Origin of the sequence: Streptomyces sp. (assembly GCF_050698815.1) — a bacterium.
In the GTDB taxonomy this organism is placed as follows: domain Bacteria; phylum Actinomycetota; class Actinomycetes; order Streptomycetales; family Streptomycetaceae; genus Streptomyces.
In genome coordinates this window covers 1-12,086 of record NZ_JBOHCV010000399.1, presented here as the reverse complement: position 1 = coordinate 12,086, position 12,086 = coordinate 1, and the positions used below count along the sequence as shown (strand labels likewise).

Sequence of the window (12,086 nt, the reverse complement as noted above, 5' to 3'; positions counted from 1 at the left end):
GGCTCCGGAGCCGGTGAGCGCCTCGGCACCGGCAGCCGGCCGCGGCGCGGGTACGGGCGCCGTCAGCAGACCCACGTCGGCGGGGCCGGAAGGCTCGGGCGCCGGGTGCGCGGCGGACGCCGCCGCGGCTGAGACGGCGGCACTCTGGTCGCTCGTACAGTCCTCGACGAGGGGACCCTCCTCCGCGAACTCGTAGCCACCGCGCGCACAGCGCTCCGTCCGGCAGCGGCGCAGCGTCGTGCGGCAGCCGTCGATGATGTGGAAGCCGTATCCCTGCGAGCCGGTGACCCGGCAGCCGTCGAAGGTGCCGCGGCCCTGCGCGGAGACGTAGAAGCCGGCCTCCCCGGGTGAGGTGACCGTGCAGCGCTCGATCTGCGGGTCCGCTCCCTTGGTGACGATGAAGCCCGTGGCGACGCCGTCGACCGTGCAGTTGGCGAGTGTGCCGCCGCTGCCGTGGTCGCGGAACCACGCGCCGGTGGCCGCCTCCCGGATGCGGCAGTCGTCCAGCGCCACGGTCGCGCCGTCGCTGACCGAGACCGCCGTGCCGCGCACCTGGGACAGGTCACTGTCGACGACGTCCGCGCGGGAGCCCCGGTCGAGTACGAACAGGGCGTCGGGCACGTCCCGCACCCGGCAGGAGTCGAGCACGGCGGTAGCGCCGTCGCTGACCCAGACGGCCGGATAGTCGCCCGTACTCTCATGGATCTCACAGCTGTTGGCGTCCACCCGGGTGCCGGGGTCCCACACCGACAGCCCGTTGCGGCCGAAGCGGCGGACCGTGGAACGGGTGAGCGTGAGCACCGAGCGGGAGCGCAGGTCGACGGCGTTCTCGGGGACGTCGTGGATGTCGCAGTCGGCGAGCGTGAGTACGGCGTCGGTGTCCAGAGTGACGCCGTCGGCCGAGGTGCGGTGCACCCGGCAGTCGGTGAAGTGGCCGGTGGCGCGGGAGACGACCTGCACGCCGCTGCCCTTGATCTCGTAGATCTCGCACCCCACGGCCTCCGCCGCACTGCCCTCGCCGTGCAGCGAGAGCCCGGCGCCGGACGCGTGATGCACCCGGCATCGCTCCAGCCTCGGATGGGCGCCGTCGCGCACCGAGATGCCCGGCTGCCCGGCCGCGACGACCTCGCACTCCTCGTACACACCGCCCGCGCCGCCGGTGACGCTGATGCCGATCCCGGCGGGATTGTCCACGGTGCAGCGGCGCACCGTGGGACGGGCGCCGCCGCGTACCTCGATGCCGGACGCCGAACGCGTCATCACCCGCAGCCCCGTCAGCTCCGGGGCGCCGTCCTCCACCAGCAGCGCCGGCGCGGCGGCGTCCTGGCCCTCGATCTGCAGATCCTGGATCACGGCCGAGGACCGTACGGTCAGCGCGACCCCGTCGACCGGGGCGATCCGCACCGAGCCGCTCCCCGCCCGTTCGGGCCCGCGCAGGGTGACGGTGCGCTCCAGGACCAGGTTCTCCCGGTACGTGCCGGGCGCGACGGTGAGCACGTCGCCGTCGGTCGCCACCTCCAGGGCCGCGGCGAGCGAGGCGTACTCTCCCGTGCGGCGCCGCCACCGCGACGTACCGGTGTGCGTCACCTGCACCGAGCCCTGTGCTGCTGCTGGCATGGACAGCCGTGCCCCAACCTCGAAGGTACTTGTGGCGCGTCGACACGCGCACTCGAGAGGCACCACCGTAGCGCGCGCCGGACTTGACGCGAGCACGCGTCCGGACTCCGGGCGCCCGCCGGGGCCGCCGGCCACCCGGCTCCGCACCGGCGGGGCAGGTCAGTTGGTGGAGCCGGTACGTCCCCAGTCCGGGCCGATCCGGTCCCACTCCGCGTCCCACAGCGCGTACCGGCGCCGCAGCAACTGCCGTACGGTCAGACGCCGTCCGGCCTCCACGCCCACCGCCGCCGTCGCGCCCAGGGCCAGTCCGGCGAGGGCGGCGTAGGAGGACGCGGTCCGCGGGGTCATGGGGCGGGCGGCGACCCGGCCCCGTTCGTCGGTCCAGAGACGGAAACGGTCACCCTGCCGTACCCGCCGCTCCGTACCGATCGTGCTCCGGTGGCTGCTGCCGTCGGGGCCCGCCCACAGGGCGACCACGTGACGGCGGCCGGTGTGCTGCCCCGCGGACTCCGGATCGGCGTCCAGCGGCTCCCGCGTCCGCACCGACTCGGCCCTCGCCCACACCTGGTGGCGGGTCAGCCGCTCCTCGTGCGCGCTGCGCAGCAGCGCGTCCTGCGCGACGCCGGCACCGAGCCAGCCCACGAGCGGGGCGCCGACGACGATCAGTACGACGGCACCGAGTGCCAGCAACCCTTCGCGGCTGTCGCTGCGACGGCGCAGCGGATTGCCGCGCCAGCGCCACAGGCCGACGATCGAGCGCATCATTTCCTACCCCCTCTCCCCGAACGTACGTACCTCATGGCGTGCGGCACATGCGTGAGAGGGGGCGCAAAGAGAGCGAAATCACCGGAACGTGGTCAGCGCCCCGGACCGGCTTCGGGTCCCCTCGTGGAAGCGACCTTACTCCGCCCGGCCGAGCCCTGAGCCGTCGGGGTGTGCGCCGGGACGGTGCACCGGGTGACACCGGCATGCGCCTCCCGCTCCCGGCGTCGCGCAAAGTGACGAATCGAGGAGCATGGTCACGGAGAGTGCCCGAAGTGGCAGGGCGAGTCGTCGGTTACCCCAGGCCGTCGGGCGCCATTCCCGAGGGTGGCGCCTCTTTTGAGCGATTGCCGGTGATCGCCGCCCCGGCTAGTTTCGTGGCCGCAGCGAGCGAATTGTCGGCGGCGGTACGGAGATTGGCGGTTTCTCAATGGCGACTGCGGTAGAACGTAATTCTGGTGACGAGGACGCTGTGGAACAGGCGCAGCTGAGCCTTGCCACCGCTGCCGCGCGGAATTTGACGACCACCACCAAGACACCCCCGCAGATGCAGGGAATCACTTCCCGATGGCTGCTGAAGGTGCTGCCCTGGATGGAGGTCTCTGGCGGCGCCTTCCGGGTGAACCGGCGGCTCACGCACACGCTGGGCGACGGCCGGGTGGAGTTCACCACGACCGGAGCGGAGGTCCGCGTCGTCCCCCTGGAGCTGACCGAACTGCCCATGCTGCGCGGATACCAGGACCGCGCGGTGCTCGAAACGCTCGCGAACCGCTGCGACCAGCGGGACTTCGGACCGGGCGAGACGATCGTCGAGGCCGGCCGCGCCGCCGACGAGCTGGTGCTGGTCGCGCACGGCAAGCTGAGCAAGACCGGCGCGGGCAAGTACGGCGGGGAGACCGGCCTCGGCGTGCTGGCCGACGGCGACCACATCGGCGCCGAGTGGCTGACCGGTGAGCGGGGGGAGTGGGGCGTCACCCTCACCTCGCTGACCAGTGGCACCGTGCTCATCCTCGCGCGCCAGTCCTTCGAGGCGGTGCTCGGCCGGTCCGAGAGTCTCCGCGCACATCTGGAGTCGGCGCGTACCGCGGGCGAGGCCCGGCGCACCGCCGACGGCGAGTCGGCCATCGACCTGGCCGCCGGCCACGTCGGCGAGGCAACGCTGCCGGGCACCTTCGTCGACTACGACCTGGCGCCGCGCGAGTACGAACTGAGTGTCGCGCAGACCGTGCTGCGGGTGCACAGCCGGGTCGCCGACCTCTACAACCACCCGATGAACCAGGTGGAGGAGCAGCTTCGGCTGACCATCGAGGCCCTGCGCGAGCGGCAGGAGCACGAGCTCGTCAACAACCGCGACTTCGGGCTGCTGCACAACGCCGGCATGAAGCACCGCGTGCACACCCGGTCCGGCCCGCCCACCCCCGACGACCTCGACGAACTCCTGGCCACAGTCTGGAAGGAGCCCAGCGTCGTACTCGCCCACCCTCGGGCGATCGCCGCCATCGGCCGCGAGTGCAGCAGCCGCGGCATCTATCCGCCCAGCGTCGAACTCGATGGTCACCGGGTGCCCGCCTGGCGCGGGGTGCCCATCCTCCCCTGCGACAAGATCCCGGTCGGGGACGCCGGTACCACCTCGGTGCTCGCGATGCGTACGGGCGAAAAGGCGCAGGGCGTCGTGGGCCTGCACCAGACGGGAATCCCCGACGAATACCAGCCCGGCCTCTCTGTCCGTTTCATGGGCATCAACGAAAAGGCCGTCATCTCCTACCTGGTGAGTGCGTATTATTCGGCCGCCGTGCTGGTGCCGGACGCACTCGGAATCCTTGAGGACGTCGAAATCGGGCAGTGACATGCCGCTGCGAGAGCAGTCGCCGGAATTGACCTCAGCCCCCGCACGGAAGGTCCTCGCTCCATGACTCCGCACCCCTCGACGCCCTACGGAACGTCCCCCGAAGCGACCCCCGGCCTCAGCCTCAGCACCGTCGCCGCACGCAAACTGGCCGGCACCACCAAGACACCCCCGCAGATGCAGGGGATCTCTCCCCGCTGGCTGCTCAAAGTGCTGCCCTGGGTCGAGACCACCGGCGGGGCCTTCCGCGTGAACCGGCGGCTCACCCACACCCTGGGCGACGGCCGGATCGAGTTCGTCTCCACCGGCGCGGACGTCCGTGTCATCCCCGCCGAGCTGCGCGAGATCCCGATGCTGCGCGGCCTCACGGACGACACGGCTCTCGCGGCCCTCGCCGAGCGCTTCGAGCAGCGGGAGTACGCCGCCGGAGACACCCTTGCCACGCGGGGCGAGGCGGCCGTCGAGCTCCTCCTCATCGCGCACGGCAAGGTGCGCAAGACGGGCAGCGGCAAGTACGGGGACGACGTGGCCCTCGGCATCCTGGCCGACGGCGATCACACCGGTGCGGCGGCGCTCACCCCGGACGCCGGCGCCTGGCGCCACTCCGTCCAGGCAGTCACCCGCTGCACCGTTCTCGCCCTGCGCGCCGAGGACTTCCGTACGGTCGCCGACCGGTCACCCGCGCTGCGCTCCTACCTCGACGGCTTCCTCTCCCGTGCCGTCCCGCGGCAGAACCGGCGCGGCGAGGCGGAGATCGAGCTCGCCGCGGGCCACGTCGGCGAGGCGAGGCTGCCGGGCACCTTCGCCGACTACGAACTCAGCCCGCGCGAGTACGAACTGAGCGTCGCGCAGACCGTGTTGCGGGTGCACAGCCGGGTCGCCGACATCTACAACGAGCCGATGAACCAGGTGGCGGAGCAGCTTCGGCTGACCGTCGAGGCGTTGCGTGAGCGGCAGGAGCACGAGCTGGTCAACAACCGCGACTTCGGGCTGCTGCACAACGCCGACCTCAAGCAGCGCATCCACACCCGGTCGGGTCCGCCGACCCCCGACGACCTGGACGAGCTGATCTCCCGCCGCCGCAAGACCCAGTACCTGCTCGCCCACCCTCGGGCGATCGCCGCCATCGGCCGCGAGTGCAGCAGTCGTGGCATCTACCCGCCGGAGACCGAACTTCAGGGCGTCTCCGTGCGCACCTGGCGCGGCATCCCGCTGCTGCCCTGCGACAAGATCCCGGTCCACGCCGACGGCACCAGCTCCGTACTGGCGATGCGTACCGGCCAGGAGAACCAGGGTGTGGTCGGCCTGCACCAGACCGGCATCCCCGACGAGATCCAGCCGGGCATGAACGTCCGCTTCATGGGCATCGACGACAAGGCCCTGATCTCCTACCTCGTCAGTGCCTACTTCTCCGCGGCCGTACTGGTGCCCGACGCGCTCGGCGTCCTGGAGGACGTGGAGGTCTAGTTTCGGCCAGGCGTCGGCCGGAGGGCTCGGACGTGGACGTGGAGGTGTAGGTGGACCACGTCCAGTCCGCGACCTCCGGCAGATCCGTGCCGTGTCGCGACCCGGCACGTGCGCGGCGTTGCCTGCCGCCGCGGTGAGCGGGACGATGGCGGTGTGCTGAATCCATGGCTGGCGCTGGAAGCGGGAGCCGACGCGGCCGAGCGGACCGGTCAGGTACGGCGCGCCCACGAGGAGTTCGTGACCGGGGGCGCGATCGGCACGCTGGTACGCGACGTGGTCGCCGATTCCTGGCGGCGCTGCGCCGGGGCCGCCGTCGAGCCGGAGAGTTTGGCCCGCATCGATCTCGCCGATGCCGACCTCGCCGCCTACCGTGCCGCCCATCCGCTCGCCCGTCTCATGCCGGTCTTCCGTGAACTGCTGGGCACGGTCGCCGACGACGGCGCCCACCTGCTCTCCGTCTGCGACGAGACCGGCCGGATGCTGTGGGTGGAGGGTCACCCCCAAGTGCGGCGCCACGCCGAGCGGATGAACTTCGTCCCCGGGGCCCGGTGGTCCGAGCGCTACATCGGCACCAACGCCCCCGGCACCGCGCTCGCCGTGGACCATGCCGTGCAGATCTTCACCGCCGAGCACTACTGCCGCCCCGTACAGGCCTGGACCTGCGCCGCGGCGCCCGTCCACGATCCGCGCACCCGCCGTCTGATCGGTGCCGTCGACATCACCGGTGGCGATCACCTCGCCTCTCCCCAGAGCCTCGCCCTCGTCCAGGCCACCGCCCGCGCCGCCGAGGCCTACCTTGCCGAACTGACGTCCGCGCCGGACGCCTCTGCGGGCGGCGCACCGGTGCTCAGCGCGCTCGGCCGAGACGAGGCGCTGCTGCAGACCGGAGGTGGCGCACCGCTGCGCCTGGGCCGCCGGCACAGCGAGATCATGCTGCTGCTGGCCGCCCATCCCGAGGGCCTCACCGGCGACCGGCTCGGCCTGGAGCTCTACGGGGAGCGCGCCGTCACCCCGGTCACCCTCCGCGCCGAACTCTCCCGGCTGCGCGGCCTGCTGGGGCCGCTGCTCGACTCCCGCCCGTACCGGCTGCGGCAGCCGCCGCGTACCGACCACGTCGCCGTACTCGACGCCCTCGCCGCCGGTGACCTGCCCGCCGCCTTGGCCGCCTACCGTGGCCCGCTGCTGCCGCTCTCCGAGGCCCCCGGGGTGATGCGGCTGCGACGGCAGCTGGAGGACCGGCTGCGTCACGCACTGCTGGCCGGCCGCGACCCCGTGCTGCTGGAGGAATGGGTGCGGGCCCCTTGGGGAGAGGACGACCTGGAGATGTGGGAAGCACTGCTGGCCGGCCGGCCCGCGCGCGACCCGCTGCGGGTCGCCTTCGCCTCCCGGGTACGCGAACTGCGCCGCGCCTACGGGCTCCACGACGCGGTGACTTCGCCTGCCCGCCCGCACGTTGCGGACCCGCGCCGGTACGCAACGTATCCGCAACGTTCCCGTCCCTAGTGTCTCCGGCAGATCGTGCCCGCCCACCGATGAGGCGGGCCGCCCGCAGTCAGGGGAGGCCAGCAAGATGAGCCGCTACGCCGCGCCCGGGTCCGATGGGGCCGTCATGAACTACCAGTCGCGCTACGACCACTGGATCGGGGGCGCCTACGTCGCCCCCAAGCAGGGCGGCTACTTCGAGAACCCCACACCGGTCACCGGAGCGTCCTTCACCGAGATCGCCCGCGGCACGGCCGATGACGTGGAACGCGCCATCGACGCCGCGCACGAGGCGGCCGGCGACTGGGGACGCCTGCCCGCCGCCGAACGCGCGGCGGTGCTGAACCGGATCGCCCAGCGGATGGAGGAGCACCTCGAAGAACTCGCCGTCGCCGAGAGCTGGGAGAACGGCAAGCCGGTACGGGAGGCACTGGCCGCCGACATCCCCCTGGCCATCGACCACTTCCGCTACTTCGCCGGCGTCCTGCGCGCTCAGGAGGGCTCCCTCTCCGAGATCGACGAGGACACCGTCGCCTACCACTTCCACGAGCCGCTGGGCGTCGTGGCCCAGATCATCCCGTGGAACTTCCCGATCCTGATGGCGGCCTGGAAGCTCGCCCCGGCGCTCGCGGCGGGTAACGCCGTCGTACTCAAACCGGCCGAACAGACGCCGGCCTCCATCCACTTCTGGATGAGCCTGGTCGCCGACCTGCTGCCGCCGGGCGTCGTCAACATCGTCAACGGCTTCGGCGCGGAGGCCGGCAAGCCGCTGGCCAGCAGCCCGCGGGTGGCGAAGGTCGCCTTCACGGGCGAGACCACCACGGGCCGCCTGATCATGCAGTACGCCTCGGAGAACCTCAAGCCCGTCACCCTCGAACTCGGCGGCAAGAGCCCCAACCTCTTCTTCGACGACGTCTCGGACGCGAACGACGACTTCCTCGACAAGGCGCTCGAGGGCTTCACCATGTTCGCCCTCAACCAGGGCGAGGTCTGCACCTGTCCGTCCCGTGCCCTCATCCAGCGGGGCCACTACCGCGACTTCCTGGACGCGGGCATCGCCCGCACCGAAAAGATCGTTCAGGGCCACCCGCTGGACACCGACACCATGGTGGGCGCACAGGCCTCCAACGACCAGCTGGAGAAGATCCTCTCCTACCTCGACATCGGCCGGCAGGAAGGCGCCCGTGTGCTCACCGGCGGACAACGCGCCGAACTGGGAGGGGAGTTGGAGGGCGGCTTCTACGTCCGGCCGACCATCCTGGAGGGCGTCAACCAGATGCGGGTCTTCCAGGAGGAGATCTTCGGCCCGGTCGTCGCCGTCACCGGCTTCTCCGACTTCGCCGACGCGGTCGAGACCGCCAACGACACTCTCTACGGACTGGGCGCCGGGGTCTGGACCCGCGACGGCAGCACCGCCTACCGCGCGGGACGTGCCATCCAGGCCGGGCGGGTGTGGACCAACTGCTACCACGCCTACCCGGCGCACGCCGCATTCGGCGGCTACAAGCAGTCGGGCATCGGAAGGGAGAACCACCGGATGATGCTCGACCACTACCAGCAGACCAAGAACCTGCTGGTGAGCTACGCGCCGAAGAAGCTCGGATTCTTCTGATGGCGCCCGAACGCGTCGCCCTCACCGACGGGGCCGCCGCGATGGTCCGCCGGCTGACGGACCAGCACGGGCCCTTGATGTTCCACCAGTCCGGCGGCTGCTGCGACGGCAGCTCACCGATGTGCTACCAGCTGGGCGAGCTGCGTACGGGCGACTCTGACGTCCTCCTGGGCGAGCTGGCCGTCGACGGCGTCGAGATGCCGGTGCCGTTCTGGATGTCCGCGAGCCAGTTCGGGTACTGGAGCCACACCCACCTCACGGTGGACGTGGTGCCGGGCCGTGGCAGCGGGTTCTCGCTGGAGGCACCCGAGGGCGTGCGCTTCCTGATCCGCTCACGGCTGATGGAAGAGGCCACGCCCAGGACCGACTAGCCGAGCACCTCGAAGGAGTCTCCGCTGCGCATCCTGCCCGTTCGCTCGGGGATCAGATTCTGGCCGAAGACCAGCTGGTCGCCGAAGCGACGGTGGCGGGCCAGGGTGCGCAGCGGCTCCTTGCCTCGCTCCGCCGTGCGCTGGTCGGTGGTGGTCACCACGCAACGGCCGCACGGCTTCGCCACCCGGAAGACGGCCTCGCCGATGCGCACGCGGTGCCAGGCGTCCTCGGCCCAGGGTGCGGTGCCCTCGATGACCACACCGGGGCGGAAGCGGTTCATCGGCAGCGGGCCCTCATCCGCGTGATCCCCCTGCGCGATCAGCGAGTTGAGCGCGTTCAGCGAGGAGATGGTGGTCAGCAGGAGCGGGAAGCCGTCGGCGAAGGAGACCGTCTCGTGCGCACGCGCGTACTCCGGGTCGATCTGCCGCCGCCGCTCCGGCGCGTCCAGATGCACCAACCGTGTCTCGGTGCCCAGATAGCCTGAGAACCACGCGCTCGCCTCCGCGGCCGCCGGGACCGCCTCCACCTTGCTCCGCCAGACCCGCACCGGAACGGTGTCGAGACCCGGCGATTCCGGCGATTCCGCCGACGGCACCGCGACCTCCAGCGGCCCCCTCCCCGGGGCCGCCAGCCGGATGCCGCCTCCGGGCAGTGGTTCGGCCGAAGCGAGCGCCAGGCGTGGCTGCTCGCGCTGTGTCACCTGCTCTCCGGCGGGGGTGGTCAGCAACCAGCGGCGGTCGGCCGCCGGCCCCCACGGCTCGACCATGAGCTCCTCGCGTGCCGTGCCCGCCAGTGCCTTCACCGGGTAGAGATGGAGGGTGGCCACTCTCGGAGTCGTCATGCCGCCATCCTGCCAGCCGGCACGGCCGGTTGAGCTGTCGGTCAGTAGCCGCGACCGGGGTAGGGCTGGCCGCCGTAAGGATCCTCGTACGCGCTCGGCCGTCGCGGGGCGGGCGGACGGGGCGCGACCGGTGCGACCGGACGCATCTGCTGCTGCGGATGAGCCTGCTGCTGCCCCTGCTGCTGCGGGTACTGCCGGGGGTCCGGGTAACCGCGCTGCGGGGGAGCCTGCTGCGGGATGTACGGCGCCGGGGCCTGCTGCAGCGGAGCGGACTGCAGCGGCGCGGGCTGCGCCATACCGGGCTGTCCCATACCGGGCGGCACCGGCTGCGGCCCCATGGCGCCGGGATATCCCTGCGGCGGCGTGTGCTGCTGCTGATAGCTCGGCCCGGCGGGGAGAGCGGGACGCGCGGGCGGCAGGGCGGGGAGGGAACCGATGGGTTCGTACGCCGAGGGGACCCGGATGGGAGCGATCTGTGGCGTGCCCCGCTCGTTGACGAGCATGTCGTAGATCGGGGTGTCCGGGTAGGACGGTGCAGCGTAGTAGCCGCCATGGGAGTAGCGGGGGGAGGTCATGCCCATAAGGTAAGCCCAAAATGTGGCCGTTGGGGACCCCGGTCAAGGGGCCGTTTCGTGGGCTTGCGGTGACCCCATGTCACCTATCCGAGCGAAACCGAGGAAAACGGTCACGAAGGGGTGTTGAGATCCTGTAAAGAGATGCGTCAGCCGCCGGTACGTCCGGTATTCGGGGTGCAATGGACCGGTTGCCCGATCGGCGGGTCGCCACGATGGGCCGGGACGGTGGGCCACCGGAACGAAGGGGAGACGAGGGGGAGTGACATGACGATGCACAAGGGCACCAACGTCCCGGTCACCGCGGCGTCCGTACGGATCGAACTGGGCCGGCGCTCCGGGCCGGGCGTCCCCGACGTGGACGCCTCGGCGCTGCTGCTGACCGCCGGAAAGGTCCGCTCGGACGGCGACTTCGTCTTCTACAACCAGCCCGTCCACACCTCCGGTGCCGTACGCCATGACGGCAAGCACTCCGAAGGCGCCGAGGTCATCGACGTGCTGAACGCCGACCTCGACCGCCTCGAGCCGGACGTCGACCGGATCGTGATCGCCGCCTCCGCCCAGGAGGGGACCTTCGCGCAGGTGGCGGGGTTGTGTGTACGGGTGCTGGACGCGGCCGGCGGAGCCGAGCTCGCCCGCTTCGAGTCCGCGGACGCAACGGTGGAGACGGCCTTCGTCCTCGGTGAGCTCTACCGCAGGCAGGGCGGCTGGAAGTTCCGCGCGGTCGGGCAGGGCTACCGGAGCGGACTGGCCGGTCTGGCGACGGACTTCGGTATCAGTGTCGACGAACCGGAATCGGTGCGAGAGCCAGCGCCCGTCTCGCCGCCCGCTCCCCCCGGTGCGCCTCAACCACCCCCGCACACCTCCGCGCCGGCTCGGCTGAGCAAGGTCACGCTGACCAAGGAGGCGCCCGCGGTATCCCTGACCAAGCAGGGCGGCACCTCCGGTGTCATGCGCGTCAACCTCAGCTGGCAGGTGCACAAACAGTTCTCCGGCTGGGGCAGGAAGCTCGGCAAGGTCATGGCCGCTCACTCAGACCTGGACCTGGACCTGTGCGCGCTGTACGAACTCGCCGACGGCCGCAAGGGCGTGGTCCAGGCCCTCGGCAACGCCTTCGGCGCCCTGCACCAGCCGCCCTTCATCCACCTCGACGGCGACGACCGTACGGGCGCCCGCGAGAGCGGTGAGAACCTCACCGTCAACCTCGACCACGCCAAGGACCTGCGGCGGATCCTCATCTTCGTCACCATCTACGAAGGGGCCCGCAGCTTCGCGAGCGTCAACGGCACCGTCACGCTCCAGCCCCAGCACGGTGCCCCGGTCGACTTCGCCCTCGACGAATGCACCGTGCCCTCCAACGTCTGTGCGCTGGCGCTCATCACCAACCAGGGCGGCGACCTCGTCGTCCAGCGTGAGGCCCGCTATCTGGTGACGCAGCGCGGCAGCAGCCCCCAGCGCACGGCCGACGCGGCGTACGGCTGGGGCATGCAGTGGACGCCCGGCCGCAAGTGAGCC

General features: G+C 71.4%; 10 protein-coding genes. 6 read left to right on the top strand and 4 right to left on the bottom strand.

Going from position 1 to position 12,086, the window contains the following annotated elements; all coding sequences use genetic code 11:
* Both ACRDP3_RS14640 and ACRDP3_RS14635 read right to left on the bottom strand, forming a co-directional pair.
* On the bottom strand, positions 1-1,617 hold a 1,617-nt coding region (locus ACRDP3_RS14640; RefSeq protein WP_431517367.1), incomplete at its 3' end, for a right-handed parallel beta-helix repeat-containing protein.
* Between the two features lie 159 nt (positions 1,618-1,776).
* Complete coding sequence (locus ACRDP3_RS14635; protein ID WP_431517366.1) at positions 1,777-2,382, bottom strand: Rv1733c family protein; 606 nt, start codon at positions 2,380-2,382, stop codon at positions 1,777-1,779.
* Between the two features lie 427 nt (positions 2,383-2,809).
* On the opposite strand from ACRDP3_RS14635, the gene ACRDP3_RS14630 reads away from it, so the two are divergent.
* From ACRDP3_RS14630 to ACRDP3_RS14610, 5 genes are all read left to right on the top strand, one after another.
* Positions 2,810-4,225, top strand: a complete 1,416-nt coding sequence (locus ACRDP3_RS14630; RefSeq protein WP_431517365.1) for a family 2B encapsulin nanocompartment shell protein — start codon at positions 2,810-2,812, stop codon at positions 4,223-4,225.
* A 63-nt stretch (positions 4,226-4,288) separates the two neighbouring features.
* Complete coding sequence (locus ACRDP3_RS14625) at positions 4,289-5,692, top strand: family 2B encapsulin nanocompartment shell protein (protein ID WP_431517364.1); 1,404 nt, start codon at positions 4,289-4,291, stop codon at positions 5,690-5,692.
* Between the two features lie 153 nt (positions 5,693-5,845).
* Entirely contained in the window at positions 5,846-7,195 is a 1,350-nt protein-coding gene (locus ACRDP3_RS14620; protein ID WP_431517363.1) for a GAF domain-containing protein, read from the top strand.
* A 67-nt stretch (positions 7,196-7,262) separates the two neighbouring features.
* Positions 7,263-8,786 (top strand): acetaldehyde dehydrogenase ExaC, encoded by a 1,524-nt coding sequence (gene exaC / locus ACRDP3_RS14615; RefSeq protein WP_431517362.1) that lies wholly within the window; start codon positions 7,263-7,265, stop codon positions 8,784-8,786.
* Positions 8,786-9,157: a DUF779 domain-containing protein gene (locus tag ACRDP3_RS14610; protein ID WP_431517361.1), complete on the top strand. Its 372-nt coding sequence runs from the start codon at positions 8,786-8,788 to the stop codon at positions 9,155-9,157. The genes exaC and ACRDP3_RS14610 overlap by 1 nt, the downstream gene beginning before the upstream one ends.
* Here ACRDP3_RS14610 and ACRDP3_RS14605 read toward each other — a convergent pair.
* A complete protein-coding gene (locus tag ACRDP3_RS14605; protein WP_431517360.1) occupies positions 9,154-9,999 on the bottom strand; it encodes an MOSC domain-containing protein in 846 nt (281 codons plus the stop codon). The two genes, ACRDP3_RS14610 and ACRDP3_RS14605, sit on opposite strands and share 4 nt — an antisense overlap.
* Before the next feature lie 41 nt (positions 10,000-10,040).
* Positions 10,041-10,574: a DUF6643 family protein gene (locus tag ACRDP3_RS14600; RefSeq protein ID WP_431517359.1), complete on the bottom strand. Its 534-nt coding sequence runs from the start codon at positions 10,572-10,574 to the stop codon at positions 10,041-10,043.
* A gap of 264 nt (positions 10,575-10,838) precedes the next feature.
* Here ACRDP3_RS14600 and ACRDP3_RS14595 point away from each other — a divergent pair, with 264 nt between their 5' ends.
* Entirely contained in the window at positions 10,839-12,083 is a 1,245-nt protein-coding gene (locus tag ACRDP3_RS14595) for a TerD family protein (RefSeq protein ID WP_431517358.1), read from the top strand.
* Positions 12,084-12,086: the final 3 nt, after the last annotated feature.